The organism is Methylobacterium sp. Leaf100 (assembly GCF_001422845.1).
In the GTDB taxonomy this organism is placed as follows: domain Bacteria; phylum Pseudomonadota; class Alphaproteobacteria; order Rhizobiales; family Beijerinckiaceae; genus Methylobacterium.
In genome coordinates, this window is the sequence record NZ_LMMW01000009.1 from 57,189 (window position 1) to 69,816 (window position 12,628).

The 12,628-nt window shown below is 68.4% G+C and carries 13 protein-coding genes and 1 tRNA gene; 6 read left to right on the top strand and 8 right to left on the bottom strand.

Features of this window, described 5'->3' with window-relative positions; all coding sequences use genetic code 11:
- Nucleotides 1-16: 16 nt before the first annotated feature.
- The 3 genes from ASF25_RS07375 (at nt 17) to ASF25_RS07385 (ending at nt 2,860) form a co-directional block, all read left to right on the top strand.
- Nucleotides 17-1,060: a glycosyltransferase family 4 protein gene (locus ASF25_RS07375; RefSeq protein ID WP_056304187.1), complete on the top strand. Its 1,044-nt coding sequence runs from the start codon at nt 17-19 to the stop codon at nt 1,058-1,060.
- Between the two features lie 83 nt (nt 1,061-1,143).
- Nucleotides 1,144-1,233 (top strand) — tRNA-Ser (locus ASF25_RS07380).
- A gap of 100 nt (nt 1,234-1,333) precedes the next feature.
- On the top strand, nt 1,334-2,860 hold the full coding sequence (locus ASF25_RS07385) for a site-specific integrase (RefSeq protein ID WP_056304189.1): 1,527 nt from the start codon (nt 1,334-1,336) through the stop codon (nt 2,858-2,860).
- Nucleotides 2,861-3,202: 342 nt separating this feature from the next.
- Here the strand turns inward: ASF25_RS07385 and ASF25_RS07390 are convergent, their stop codons facing one another.
- Nucleotides 3,203-4,225, bottom strand: coding sequence for a zinc-binding alcohol dehydrogenase family protein (locus ASF25_RS07390; RefSeq protein ID WP_056263792.1), 1,023 nt, complete (start codon nt 4,223-4,225; stop codon nt 3,203-3,205).
- 487 nt (nt 4,226-4,712) lie between these two features.
- Here ASF25_RS07390 and ASF25_RS07395 point away from each other — a divergent pair, with 487 nt between their 5' ends.
- Nucleotides 4,713-5,471 (top strand): thioesterase, encoded by a 759-nt coding sequence (locus tag ASF25_RS07395; protein WP_056304191.1) that lies wholly within the window; start codon nt 4,713-4,715, stop codon nt 5,469-5,471.
- A gap of 78 nt (nt 5,472-5,549) precedes the next feature.
- Here ASF25_RS07395 and ASF25_RS07400 read toward each other — a convergent pair whose 3' ends face one another.
- The 5 genes from ASF25_RS07400 to ASF25_RS07420 all read right to left on the bottom strand — a co-directional run bounded on the left by ASF25_RS07400 (nt 5,550) and on the right by ASF25_RS07420 (nt 9,149).
- Nucleotides 5,550-6,119: a DUF4755 domain-containing protein gene (locus tag ASF25_RS07400; protein WP_156368903.1), complete on the bottom strand. Its 570-nt coding sequence runs from the start codon at nt 6,117-6,119 to the stop codon at nt 5,550-5,552.
- 350 nt (nt 6,120-6,469) lie between these two features.
- A complete protein-coding gene (locus ASF25_RS07405) occupies nt 6,470-6,817 on the bottom strand; it encodes a hypothetical protein (RefSeq protein WP_156368904.1) in 348 nt (115 codons plus the stop codon).
- A 116-nt stretch (nt 6,818-6,933) separates the two neighbouring features.
- Nucleotides 6,934-7,356, bottom strand: coding sequence for a hypothetical protein (locus ASF25_RS07410; protein WP_156368905.1), 423 nt, complete (start codon nt 7,354-7,356; stop codon nt 6,934-6,936).
- Between the two features lie 62 nt (nt 7,357-7,418).
- Complete coding sequence (locus ASF25_RS07415) at nt 7,419-7,763, bottom strand: hypothetical protein (protein ID WP_056304198.1); 345 nt, start codon at nt 7,761-7,763, stop codon at nt 7,419-7,421.
- Nucleotides 7,764-7,877: 114 nt separating this feature from the next.
- Nucleotides 7,878-9,149, bottom strand: coding sequence for a flagellin (locus ASF25_RS07420; RefSeq protein WP_056304201.1), 1,272 nt, complete (start codon nt 9,147-9,149; stop codon nt 7,878-7,880).
- 242 nt (nt 9,150-9,391) lie between these two features.
- On the opposite strand from ASF25_RS07420, the gene ASF25_RS07425 reads away from it, so the two are divergent.
- Nucleotides 9,392-10,393 carry an AraC family transcriptional regulator gene (locus tag ASF25_RS07425; protein ID WP_056304203.1) on the top strand — a complete coding sequence of 334 codons (1,002 nt, stop codon included), beginning with the start codon at nt 9,392-9,394 and terminating at the stop codon, nt 10,391-10,393.
- 15 nt (nt 10,394-10,408) lie between these two features.
- Nucleotides 10,409-10,945 (top strand): PilZ domain-containing protein, encoded by a 537-nt coding sequence (locus ASF25_RS07430; protein ID WP_156368906.1) that lies wholly within the window; start codon nt 10,409-10,411, stop codon nt 10,943-10,945.
- A 25-nt stretch (nt 10,946-10,970) separates the two neighbouring features.
- Here ASF25_RS07430 and ASF25_RS07435 read toward each other — a convergent pair whose 3' ends face one another.
- Together ASF25_RS07435 and ASF25_RS07440 are read right to left on the bottom strand one after the other, a co-directional pair.
- A complete protein-coding gene (locus ASF25_RS07435) occupies nt 10,971-12,218 on the bottom strand; it encodes a hypothetical protein (protein ID WP_056304207.1) in 1,248 nt (415 codons plus the stop codon).
- Nucleotides 12,215-12,619: a hypothetical protein gene (locus ASF25_RS07440; RefSeq protein ID WP_156368907.1), complete on the bottom strand. Its 405-nt coding sequence runs from the start codon at nt 12,617-12,619 to the stop codon at nt 12,215-12,217. The genes ASF25_RS07435 and ASF25_RS07440 overlap by 4 nt, the downstream gene beginning before the upstream one ends.
- Nucleotides 12,620-12,628 lie beyond the last annotated feature (9 nt).

Genomic DNA, 12,628 nt, shown 5'->3' on the forward strand with positions numbered 1-12,628 from the left:
GGGCGCGCCGGATCCCGTGAGGATCCTGCTTCCCACCCTGTACGACACCCGCGGTGGCTCCACGCGGGTGCTGCTCGCGGCGGCGGAGGCCCTCCGCCCCGCCCATGCCGTCACCGTGCGGGCGCCCCTCGCGGAGGCCGACGAGCGCAGCCCGGCGCTGTTCCCGTCCCGGCCGCTCTCGAGCCGATGGCGCAAGCTCGCCGTTCTGCCGCGCTTCGCCGGTCTCGTGGCGCGCGAAACCCTGGCCCTCCGCCGCCTGCGTCCGGACGTGATCCACGTCCACGACGAGCCGTCCCTCTACGTCTACGGCCTCGCTGCCCGGAGCCTGCGTCCACGCCCCTTCGTGCTCTGGCACCTCCACGCCGATGCGGGACACGGCCGCGCGGCGCGCCTGCGCGCCGCGCTGGCGGATGCGTGCATCCGCATCAGCCCGCATGTCGCCCCGCCCGTGGGCCTGCCCTCCGCCCTGATCCCCAACCCGCTCCCGCCCCTCGCCCGGCTCCCGAGGCCGGACGGCGATCCCCTGTCGACCCTCGGGGTGGTCGGCGCCGTGGTGCCGCGCAAGGGACAGGATCTCGCCGTGGAGGCCCTCGCGCGCCTGCGGACGGCGCATCCGCACGCCCATCTGACCCTCGTGGGCCCCGAACTCGACGCGGGCTTCGCTGCCGGCCTGCGCCGCCGGATCGCTGCCCTGGACCTCGACGCGGCCGTGACCTTCGCGGGCGAGCGGGCGCCCGAGACGGCGTTCGCCGGAATCGGTCTCGCGGTCTTTCCCTCCCGCGCCGAAGCCCAGCCCCTCGCCCTGGTGGAGGCCCTCGCCCGCGGCCTCCCCATCGCGGCGAGCGACATCCCCGCCCACCGCGCCCTCCTGGCGGGGACGGAGGCCGACATGGACAGCCTCGTAGCCCTGATACCGGATTCCCTCGCCGCCGCGATCCTGGCCGCCGCCCGAACGCCCCCACCCACCAACCTCGCCGCCCGCATCCGCGACCGCCACGACGCCACCCGCTTCGCCGAGACCCTGCGGGCGCAGATGAACACCTTTCGCGCCGCGCCCTGAGCGCCGCGACTTTTCTCCCCCGCCCGCCTTGTGACTCTCACACGACCCATGCTAAGCCGCGCTCGTCTCATCGAGGCCCCCGCGGAGAGGTGGCAGAGCGGTTGAATGCACCGCACTCGAAATGCGGCATGCCTGCAAGGGCATCGGGGGTTCGAATCCCCCCCTCTCCGCCAATCGGCCTGAAAAGCCTTACTTTTCAGACGCTCCCAAGGGAAACAGCGACTTCGCGGCCGTCCGGTGGTACACACGGGTGGTACACGCGTGGTTCTGGCTATGTCACGTCCCTGGCCCCATCCGAAGACAGGCGTTTTCTGGTTCCGCAAGCGGGTCCCGAAGGACCTCCTGGCGCTCGTCGGTAAGCGGGAGGAAAAGGCGAGCCTCGGGACGAAGGAGGTCGGCGAGGCCAAGCGCCGCCACGCCGCGCACGCGGCGCTGGTCGAGGCGCGCTGGGCGAACCTGCGGGCGGGCGTACGGCAGCTGAACCTCCTTGAGGTCAACGCCATCGCGGGCGAGTTCTACGAAACCCTTATCCCGCAGTTCCAGGCCGGCAGGTTCTCGCCGTTCCATAACCTAATCTCGTCCGGGATGATTGGCCGGTACGTCGAGGATCCCAGCCCGGGCAACCGCACGCAGTTCCTTCGCTTCTACGGGAAGGAGATCGACGCCCATCTCGCGCGCAAGGGGCTGGTCGTCCACCCGGATACGCGGGACGCCTTGGAGTACGCGATCGCCAAGGCGATCCTCCAAGCCATCGACCAGAGCGTGAAGTATCTCGACGGGGACTTCAGCCCCGACCCGATGGCTGGGCGGTTCCCGAGGGTTCCGGACCAGCCAGAGGCGATCATTCTGCCGCTGGACGAGTGGTTCGCCAAGTACGCCGATGCCTCGAAGCTCGCGGCCTCGACCCGGAAGCGGTGGGGGCCGGCGCTCGCAACGCTGGCCGCCTTCGTCGGGCACGACGACCTCGCCCGCGTCACCCCCGATCAGGTCGCCGATTGGGTCGACGGGCTCGCGGCGGCCGGGCGCAGCGACAAGACCGTCCGCGATGTCTACCTCGCCTCGGCCAAGGCGCTGTTCGGCTGGCTCCAGGGCAAGCGGAAGGTCGCGACCAATCCCTGCGCGGGACTTCGGGTGAAGGTCGTCGAGGAGGCCGTGCTGCGCGATCGCGACTTCACCGAGGTGGAGGCCTCCACGATCCTCGCGGCGGCCCTCGCGCCTCAAGGGGGGCGCCTCAGCCCCGAGCACGCGGCGGCCCGGCGGTGGGTTCCGTGGCTGTGCGCCTACTCCGGGGCACGGGTCGGCGAGATCACGCAGCTGCGCCGCAAGGACGTGCGTCACGAGGGCGGCGTGCCCGTCTTCCGCATCACCCCCGAGGCCGGCACGGTGAAGACGAAACGGTTCCGGGACGTCCCGATCCACCCGCACCTCGTTGAGATGGGCTTCCTCGACTACGTCGGTACGCGGTCGGGTCCCCTGTTCTACGACCCCGCCCGGGGCCGCGGCGGCTCAGACGCAAACCCGATTTCGAAGAAGGTCGGCGAACGGCTCGCGGCCTGGGTCCGGAAGCTCGGAATCGATGACGTCGGCGTCGACCCTAACCATGGCTGGCGCCATAGCTTCAAGACGCGTGGGCGCAGGGGCGGAATGCGGGACTCGATTCTCGACGCCATCCAGGGGCACGCGCCACAGACCGAGGGCCGGAAGTACGGTGGGTTCAAGGTCGACGTCATGGCAAACGAGATGGGGTTGTTCCCTCGCTATGCGGTCGAACCGGTCGCCCGCGAAGCCGCTGCCGCGTAGGTCGGTCGAGCCGCGGACGCCGCCGATCAGGACCGTCATCGTGGCGGAAAGTGTACGTTTAGCCTCCCGCCATTGAAAGGATCAGCGTACGGGTCTTATGAGACGATCGATGCGCTTGAGCTGACCGGGTCCCGGGAGGCGGGTTTCGTGCATCCGTTGGCCGATCGTCTAACGTACACCCGGGAATGACCGGGTTGGGTGGATTTCCGCAGGTCCGCTTTTGAGCGGCTGCGGCATCAGAGCCGACGTCGAAATAGCGTTAGTCCAAGCCGCGATGCGGAGGCATCGCGGGCTGATGCAGAAAGCGTCCCGGCTCCGAGCCGGGACGCTTCGCTTGCCGGCTCAGTCGCTGAACCCGGCGAGGACGGCCTTGCCCCTCGCCTTCCCGCTCTCGATGAGCGCGTGGGCGCGTGCCAGGTTGGCGGCGTCGATTGGACCGAAGGTCTCGGTCAACGTCGTGCGCAGCCGTCCCGCATCGATCAGGCGGGCGATCTCGGTCAGGATAGCGTGCTGCCGTTCCATATCGGCGGTCTGGAACAGCGAGCGGGTGAACATCAGCTCCCAGTGCAGCGACAGGCTCTTGGGCTTTAGCGGCATCACGTCCAGGGTAGCGGGGTCGTCGATCGGGCCGAGGCGTCCCTGCGGGGCGAGGAGCTCGATGATCTGCGGGAGATGCGCACCGGTCTGCGTCGTCGCGAACACGAACCCGGGCGCCCCGGGAAGACCGAGCGCCGCCACCTCGGTGGCGAGGGGCTTCGCATGGTCGATCACGTGGTGGGCGCCGAGGTCCCGGCACCATTGCGCCGTCTCGGGGCGGGAGGCCGTGGCGATCACGGTGAGGTCCGTGAGCTGCCGGGCGAGCTGGATCGCGATCGAGCCGACGCCGCCGGCGCCGCCGACGATCAGGATCGCGGGGGCGGCACCCGGCACGGGCTTGGCGACGTCGAGCCGGTCGAACAGCATCTCCCAGGCGGTCAGCGCGGTGAGCGGCAGCGCCGCAGCGGCGGCGAAATCTAGGGTGGCCGGCTTGGCACCGACGAGGCGCTCGTCCACGCATTGGAACGTGGCGTTGCTGCCCGGCCGGTCGAGCGCACCGGCGTAGAACACCGCGTCGCCGGGCTTGAACAGGCGCGCCTCCGGACCGATCGAGACCACGGTTCCGGCCGCATCCCAGCCGAGAATCTTCGGCTCGCAGCCCTGCTTGTAGGCGCCCTGGCGCACCTTGGTGTCGATCGGATTCACCGAGACGGCCTGCACGCGTACGAGCAGATCGCGCCCGGCCGGCACGGGATCGGGGAAGGTCGTGTCCACGAGCGCTCCAGGCGCATCGATCGGTGAGCTTTCGGTGTAGGTGACGGCGCGCATGGGTATCTCCCGGGATGTCGCGACGGGCGGCCCCGGGCCGCCGTCCCAGACCGTCTAATAGCGTGCCGCTTCCTTTGGCGCAGCGACGTGACGCGCACATCACGCCCGTGCTGCTAAGACCGTGAGGCAGTGGCGGAATGTCGACCCGAACGAATTTCGAGATCGGCAATTTAGCGACCTCAAATCTAGACGTCGATATGCACCCTCGCCTTATCTGCAGCAGAGCTAAGCTGACATGAGGACAGGGCCTCCTGGACGGGCCACCCCGCGCGTCCGCGCCGAAGCCAGTGGGAGCGCAGGCGGTGAACCGCGCGTAAGCACTCCAAGTGGCCGACGAATTGCCGCTGAGCGGTTGTGCTGACGGCGGTTTGGACGACCGGGTTGGGTCGAATGCGGAAACGACCGTTCACTGATCCTCTACCGGACATGTCGGGAATGACCAGGTCGACTGGTTTGCGGGCGAAAAAGGGGCCAGTGTCGGTTGGTCATGCTGCAAATCGTCAATCGCCCGCTACCCGGTCTCGGCCAATCCTACGGACCGCCTGGCGAGGGGCCGTTCCCTGCAGTCATGATTCTCCATGGCTCGGAGGGTGCATGGTCGGGCTATAGCTACCTGACGGCTGCCATTCTGGCGGCCCATGGATTCCTGGCCGTTCCGTTCGGCTATTCGGTCGGTGGAGATGTGTGGAACGCCGGCGACATCCGAGATGTCGCTCTGGACCGTACTGCCGAGGCGTTGGCCGTGCTTCATGGCCTGCCGCTGTCGGGCAAGGTCGGCCTTTACGGTGTCTCCCGAGGAGCCGAACACGCCCTGCTCGTAACCTCTCTGATGGTTCGGGACTGCGCTCCCGGCTTGCCTGACGCCGTGGCCGCACATGCCGCGCCCGACGTGATCTGTGGCGCCTTCATCGGTGCGAGCTGTCGGGACAGCGGCGATCCCGGGTGGCGATCCTGGGACCCAGCGGAGCGAGCTTGGTTGTGGCGCGGTTCCTCAGACACCCTGCTCCCGACGACGCCGATCGAGATCGAACGGTATGCCGGGCCCCTGTTCCTCAGCCACGGCACGCGGGACGCGATGTGGTCGGTAGCGATGACGCGACGGCTCGAAGCACGCTTGCTGCGGGCTGGGCGCGCGCCAGAGGTGCATCTGTTGGCAGGGCAGGACCACACACCTTATGGCGAGGATGAGAACGAGCATCACCGTATGCTCATCACGTTCTTACGGCGGACGCTGGTAGCCGTTTAGGGGCGAGACCGGGCGTACGGGATGTCGACTCAATCGAGCACGAGGGAAGATCGGCCATCTGGCGCGAGCGGGCCTCCATCAGGCCGCCCGCCGACCGCCCCGCTCATCGACCTGCGCCAGGATTTCCAACCAGCGTTCGCAGAGCCGAACGTCGGACGTCGTGAACCTCCAGGTCGGTGAATCGATCGAGGCGACCTGCACGGTGAGGCCATTGTTCCTGGCCGCGTCGTAGGCGCTGGCGAGGTTATGATTGAGCACGTGGGACGTCACCGTCAGGTTCGTGCTGGACGTCGTCAGCCGTTCGGGCGTCTCGACGCTGTAGGACCACCGCCTGACATCCTCCCAGTCCACCTCGGCCGCATGGCCGGCCTGCATCATGAAGATCCTGCCGTCGTGGTAGGCGACGCCCGTCCCCCTGAAGCCGTCCTCGTACTTGAACACCGCCGTGTCGATGTGATCCGGCATCGCGCCGATGAAGGCGATGAACCGGCGCCTCACCTCGCGGTCCCATCGAAGGTTGACGCTTCGGGCCCGCATGCCCAGCGTGGCGATCAGCACGGTCGGTATGACCAGGACCCCGATGACGGTGCAGCAGAGCGCCGCGCAGACGATGACGGTCCCGAACGTGACTGGGACGCGATTGGGCATGCCGTGCCCCAGGTACTCTGTTCTCATGGTGCATTCCGATCGTGGGTCAAAGGCCATTCCCAATGCGGTTGGCCGGCAGCGTGCATGCTCGCGACAAGCGCGGCGGACGGAAACGTGGGCGCGGAGCCGGTCCTCCGGAATGCGCCCCATGAGGTGATGGGACCGCCTCATGCTCGGAAATTCTCGCGTGGATCGCGATCGAGGCGGACCGCTGTCGCCATGCCGTCGGATGCGTGACCGGAGGGGATGGAGCCGGCCGAAACCACCGCGGGGATCATGGCGTTCGGGCAGCCCCTAGCGGAATCCCAGGGTGACGAGGCTCGAAGGATGCCCAGGAGGATGAGCTGGTTTCAGTCGTCGATTGCGAGCTTGCCGTCCGGCCCCTTGAAGAAGCGCGTCTTCATCTTGGGGCGGCCGATGCCGTTGAGCGTCACCGAGAACTCGCAGACGTAGCCGTCCTTCGGCTGGGCCGGTGAACAGCTGGTTTTCCTGAAATTCGTGACGTCCGTCGGATCGTCGACCTTGCCGTCGGGCTTTCCGCCGAGCTGGAGGTTGGTGACCGCGATCTCGGGCGGGGACATCCGGGCGAACACGCCGAGGAAGGCTTGCTCCATCGCCGAAGATGACGGCTCGTCGCTGCAGGCTGCAAGGGCGAGGGAAAGCACCCCGGCAAGAGCGAGGGGAATGGTTTTGGTCATCGGGATTTCCGTGTCGATGCTTCAGGGATCCGGGCCCGGCGGCCGGCCCGGTTGTCTCGGATCGCGGACATCGCGATCCGCCCCCCGCCATGGCGAGGGCTGGGCGTGACGCCTCTTCAACGAAGGTCGATGGAGACCTGCCGGCGTCCGGTCGGGCAGCAGCGCGGATCCCCGGGCTTCGGTACCGCCACCGGATAGGAAGCGGTCTCGCCGGTGAAGGCGACCTTGCCGGCCGGTGCGCCCCCGGCGCTTGGGATCGTCCGTACGAGGCGCCACCCGCCGGGGTCCCTGCGGAAGGCCGCGGCGGCGAGTTGCGTCGCGTTTCCGATCGCGGTCGGATCGGGCAGGTAGGTGACGAACACCAAGGCGGCGGTATCGGCAGGACTTCGCCTGACCTCGACATGCTCGGCTTGCGTGATCGAGCAGCGCCGGTCCCTGCCGTCGGGCGTGACGCAGGTCACGGACGGGTCGGTCGCGAACCATCGCCGGAAGGCGCCCGTCAGATCCGCCTGTGCGGGGCCGGCCATGGCCGGACCCATGGGGCAGGTCCCGATCGCGAGGATAGCGGTGAGGCGGGACGATCGTCGCATCGGGCCGCCCATCACCGGTCGGCCATCGTCAGGGTGCCGTCGGGTGCCTTGAAGAAGCGGCCCTTGTTCTTGCTCTCCCTGCCGTTGAGACTGACGGTGAACTCGCAGAGATGGCCGGCCGCCGGCTGGGCCGGCTGGCAACCGATCTTGTGGAAGTCCGTGATGGTGGGCATCGCGATCGCCTGGCCGCGCGACCCTCCCATGAGGAAGGACGCCGCCGCGAACTGACCTTGGTACGCCTGTGTCATCGCGCGGGTCATGGCCTGTTGCATCGCCGATTCCGCGGGGTCGTCGGCGCATGCCCCCACTACGCTGCACAGCGCCGCGACGAGAAGGCCGGTGGAAATCCTGGTCATCGTAGTGTCCGCCTGGAAGGGATGGTTGGTCTCGCCCGTCGGGCGGGTTTTCGGACCCGCCCGGTCGTTCGGGCTCGTGCGTTTCGGAAAACGCGTCTCGGTTATTGGGCGCCCTCAGCGCAGGAGCTGAAGGATGCCCTGCTGGGCGGTGTTGGCGAGCGAGAGCGCCGAGATGCTGAGCGACTGACGGGTGGAGAGCGCCTGCGAGTTCGCGGCCTCCTCGTTCATGTCGGCGTTGGTGAGGTTCGACGAGCCGGTGTCGAGGACGTTGATGAGGTTCTTGGTCAGGTCCTGGCGGGTCTGGACCACGGAGAGGTTCGAGCCGAGGTTCGAGCTCGTCGAGCGCAGGGTCGAAAGGGCGTTGGTCAGGGCGTCGGCGGCCTTGGTCAGGTCGGCGTTGTTCTGGACGCCGAAGTCCGCTCCGGCCTGGCCGGTCGCGGAATCCTTGAACTTGCCGAGGCCGAGGGCATCGGCCGACAGCAGGGTGCCCTGCACGTTGAGCTTAGACTGCGCCGTGCCAGTCTTCTCGTTGAAGGCGATCTTCAGCGCATCGCCGTTCAGCAGGTTGGTGCCGTTGAAGCCCGCGTCCTTGGCCGCCTCGTCGATCTGGGTGCGCAGGTTGTTGAACTGGTCGACGAGGGCCGAGCGCTGGGCGGAGGTCCCGCCGGCGGCCGTGAAGGCGGCGCCGCCGGTGAGCTTGTCGGTCTCGGTGGTGCTGGGCGTGAAGGTGCCGCTGGCGGTCTTGCCGGCCTGCATCGTGATCGCGTCTGACCCGGTGCCGACGACCACCAGCGCGCCGTTGTTGTCGACCGACGCCGTGGCGATGCCCGACTTGTTGATGTTGTTCACCAGGTCGCCGACCGTGTCGTCGGCATCGATGGAGAAGGTGTAGTCGGTGTTGCCGGCCTTGAGCTTGATCTGGTCGGCGTTGGCAACGGTGATGCCGACGTTGCTCGCGCCTGCGGTGCCCAGGAGGGTCTTCGACAGCGCCGTGTCATGAATGCTTTTGCCGGCGGCAGTGGCCTGCGTCGACGTCGCCAGGGCGGCGGTACCCGTGAGCTTCGGCAGGTTCGTCGCGGCGTTGGACTGCGCCTGTGTGACCACCGACTGCATCTGCTTCACCAGGGCGGTGACCGTATCCACGCCCTTGGAGGCCGCCTGGATCGTCTGGATGCCGTTCGAGATGCCGTCGAGCAGGCCTGCAAGCGATGACGACCGGTCGGAAAGGGCGGAGGCGGTGAAGTAGTTCGTTGGATTGTCGAGAGCCGTGTTGACCTTCTTGCCGGTCGAAAGGCGGCCCTGGTTGGTGGACGCGAGGGCGGCGGTGTCCTGCAGCGAAAGCAGGTTCTGGCGCGTCGCAGCGGAGAGGGTGACGGAAGAGGACATGGGCGAGTTTCCCTGTGGGGAGGCGGTCTCGGGATTTGGCAAGACCAAAACTCGGACATCGCAGTTACCTCGAAGATAAATAACTGCGCTTGCTTGTCTCGTTCATGTCACCTGTCGTACCGTTCATGTCACCTGGTGTACTTATGCGTCCGTCCACATTATTTGGTCTGTCAAAGGGCGATTTCTGTTTGACGTGACACCCGACGTACGGATAGCTCGGCTGGAGAGAGTGGGCTGAGCGAATGCAACTGGACGTCATCGACCCACAGCTGGACCGGATCGAGGACGAGCGCCTCCGACGTGAGGTCTGGAGGCAGGCGATCTCGCCGGTCTTCATCCCTGAGATGGACAAGGCGGTGCCGGTCCCGCGGGACATCGGCTTCCGCTGCTACAACCTCGGCAGCATCCTGCTCAGCGCCATCACGGCCTCGCCGCAGACCATCGAGCGGACGCAGTCCCAGATCGCGACGCAGGGTGTCGACCACGTCATCCTGCGCCTCTACAACTCGGGCGCATCGAGCATCGACACGGACGACGGTCCCGAGGACATCGCGCCCGGGACCTTCGTGCTCTTCGACCTGTCCCAGCGCGCGCGGTCGGTATCGAAGGGCATGAGTGGGATCAACCTTTGCCTGCCGAGGCGCGTGTTCGATCGACGCGTCGGTGAGGTCTCGGCCTTCCACCGCGGCCGCTTCGGCGCAGACGGAAAGCCGCTGTTCAAGCTACTGGCCGAGCATGTCCGAAACGTACGGGCCTGCCTCGACACCTCGGATGCGGCGCAGCAGGCGCTGCTGGCGTCTGCGACCGTCGATCTGTGCAACGCGAGCTTCACCCCCGAGGCCGACAGCGCCTACAACCTGCCGGCCGTCGTCGGGATCGAGATCCGCCAGTTCATCGACGACAACCTCGCCCGGCCGGGCCTGGGCATCGAGACCCTGTGCGGGCGCTTCGGCCTGTCGCGCACGCCGATCTACCGGCTGTTCGAGGCGGACGGCGGGGTGATGACCTACATCAGGCACCGGCGCCTCGCCCGCGCTATGCGCATCCTGGCGGGGATCGAGGGGGCGACGCCGACGCGCGTCTCCAGCGTCGCCTACGCCGTTGGGTACGGCTCGCCGAAGATGTTTTCGAAGGCCTTCCACGCCCGCTACGGGATCAATCCCCGCGACGTCGATGCGACCTACCGTGAGCAGGCCGACAGGGAGACCGGCGCGCAGCTCCTCTCATGGATCCGGGGGCTCTGAGGCGTGTCCGGGACCGTGACGCTCACCGCACGATTCATGACGCCTTACGGTACCGAACACGCCTGTCGGGTGCGGTGCACCGATCTCGCGGAGGTCGAGATCCTTGATGGACCGATACCGGGGATCGGTGGACGAGTGGTCTGCCGGGTCGATGGCCTGGGAATGCTTTTGGGAACCGCGGGTGCCGCATCCGACGAGGGCTTTCGCCTCATGCTGCATGCGACGCCGCTCCAGTCGCGACGGCTGGCAGGACGCCTGCGCTGGCATCGTGAGCAGGGCGCCGGCCGTCCTGACATGCGTGCGGGCGACCGGATCGTGACGGCATCCACCGAGGTATGCGTGAGCTGGCCGGATGGGCAGGCGATGGGCACCTTGCGTGACGTCTCGGCGGGCGGGGCCTCCGTCGACGTAACGCCAAGCCCGGCCATAGGGACCCCGGTCAGCCTGGGCAGGCGCCGCGGAACGGTCGTGCGGCATACGGAACGCGGGATCGCCGTTCGGTTCGTCCTTCCGCTCCGCCCCGAAGACGTCACGGAAGACGTTGTCCTCTGACGACGCATTCCACGCTGACGTCTCCTCATCGCAACGGCAGCCCCCAGATATCGGTGAGGCCCCACAGGGCCCAGGCGCGTTCCTGCTCACGCATGTTCCGCTCCTCGATCCGCGCGGCGGCCGCGCGGGCCCGATCCACCGCGTCGCAATGGCGTTCAAGCCGAGGGTCGAGGCCGTGCAGCCGGCACCGGAGCGAGAAGCCGGCACCCGGCGGAAGCGCTTTCAGCCGGTCGAGCGCAGGGCCCGTACCGCGTCCGTGACGTCCGCCACCGCCTCCGTCAGGTCTCCCAGCACCTCCACCAGGTCGTCGAATCCCGATGCCCCCTCCGTCTCGGGCGGGGGCGCCAGCGCCGCCAGGATCGCGGTGAGCAGGCGCTCCTGCGCGTCGAGGCGACGGACGATGTCGGGATCGGTCATGGAGGTTCTCCGGGGTATGGCCCGCCAGCCGAGCCCGGACGGCGGCGGCGGGAATGCGTTCGCCGTCGTGGCGGCGTGAGGCGGCGCCGAGGACCCGCGTCGCGAGATGCGACGCGCCGCTCCCGTCGACGATCACGGGTCCCTTGCGGCCCTCCGTCAGGTCGAGGCCGCGGGCCCGGAGGGCGGCGACGAAACCCGCCGCATCGTCGCTCGCCCGCCAGGCCGCCAGCGCCGCGCGGCGGACGTCGTCGAGGGGGACATCGGTCCGTTCCTGCTGGAGGCGTTCCACGGGGGTAAGCGCGGCGATCGGCCGGGACGCCGTCGTTGCGCCGGAGGCCACGAGCCAGTCGGCGACGTCGCTCCGTCCCTCCCGCCTCAGGCGGCGTTCGATCGAGCGGGCATGCTTCGAGGCGACGGGCCTGAGACCGAACTCGAACTCGACGATCCGGCTGCACTTCTCGCGACGGGGGTAGTCCCAGGCGAGGTCCACGACCTTCCCCGACGGACGGACAAGGCCGTAGACGCGATGCTCGTGGGATCGCCCGTGCTTGACGTGCTCGACGCCGCAATACGCTTGCTCCGTCAGACCGAACTCCGCCTCGAACAAGGTCCACCACCGCGCCCGTGCGCCAGACTCGTCGCCGATCGCGGCATCGGGGTTGCAATGCACGTGGTAGATCGGCCGATCGGTGCGTCCGCCGGCCGAGACGGCGACGAGCTCGCGGATCTGGCCGGCGAGGTCGGCGCTGCCCAGGCCACGGGCGGCGATCGAACGGACGAGGTCGTTCTCGGCCTTGAGGAGATGCTTGGCGAGCGCGTCGCCGATCCCGCTGCCCCGGGAAGCACCGGAGATCATCGCCGGGGCATGTGCACGACCATGGGGATCAGGATCGCGCGGGCCTGGTCGAGGGCGGCGCGCGCGCTGACCCCGTCGCCCATCGCCAAGGCGGCGTTCACCGCCGCGAGTTCCCGGATGGCGGATGAGATGGCGACCACGTCCTCCGGCGGACGGCGCATCGGCCGACCGCTCTGTTCGTCCAGCAGCGAGCGCAGGCCGAGGTCGGCGAGAAGGCGGTGCCGTACCCAGGCCCCGGCCGTGACGCCGTCGCGCCGCGCGCGCGCCAGGATCGCCGAGTGAAGCGGACGGCTCACGCGCATGATGAACCTGACGTCGAGGATGGGACGCCCGGCCGGCTCCGCGGGTATGCCGGCATCGGTGACGAGCGGCGCGGACTGGGGCTCGGGTGTGGCGGGCATCGGGTGGTC

What these genes read in the sequence shown, in the direction of transcription:
- ASF25_RS07385 (WP_056304189.1), top strand. Translation starts at nt 1,334, where the DNA reads ATGTCACGTCCCTGGCCCCATCCGAAGACAGGCGTTTTCTGGTTCCGC.
- ASF25_RS07390 (WP_056263792.1), bottom strand. Translation starts at nt 4,225, where the DNA reads ATGCGCGCCGTCACCTACACCGAAAGCTCACCGATCGATGCGCCTGGA.
- ASF25_RS07395 (WP_056304191.1), top strand. Translation starts at nt 4,713, where the DNA reads ATGCTGCAAATCGTCAATCGCCCGCTACCCGGTCTCGGCCAATCCTAC.
- ASF25_RS07400 (WP_156368903.1), bottom strand. Translation starts at nt 6,119, where the DNA reads ATGCCCAATCGCGTCCCAGTCACGTTCGGGACCGTCATCGTCTGCGCG.
- ASF25_RS07405 (WP_156368904.1), bottom strand. Translation starts at nt 6,817, where the DNA reads ATGACCAAAACCATTCCCCTCGCTCTTGCCGGGGTGCTTTCCCTCGCC.
- ASF25_RS07410 (WP_156368905.1), bottom strand. Translation starts at nt 7,356, where the DNA reads ATGGGTCCGGCCATGGCCGGCCCCGCACAGGCGGATCTGACGGGCGCC.
- ASF25_RS07415 (WP_056304198.1), bottom strand. Translation starts at nt 7,763, where the DNA reads ATGACCAGGATTTCCACCGGCCTTCTCGTCGCGGCGCTGTGCAGCGTA.
- ASF25_RS07420 (WP_056304201.1), bottom strand. Translation starts at nt 9,149, where the DNA reads ATGTCCTCTTCCGTCACCCTCTCCGCTGCGACGCGCCAGAACCTGCTT.
- ASF25_RS07425 (WP_056304203.1), top strand. Translation starts at nt 9,392, where the DNA reads ATGCAACTGGACGTCATCGACCCACAGCTGGACCGGATCGAGGACGAG.
- ASF25_RS07435 (WP_056304207.1), bottom strand. Translation starts at nt 12,218, where the DNA reads ATGATCTCCGGTGCTTCCCGGGGCAGCGGGATCGGCGACGCGCTCGCC.
- ASF25_RS07440 (WP_156368907.1), bottom strand. Translation starts at nt 12,619, where the DNA reads ATGCCCGCCACACCCGAGCCCCAGTCCGCGCCGCTCGTCACCGATGCC.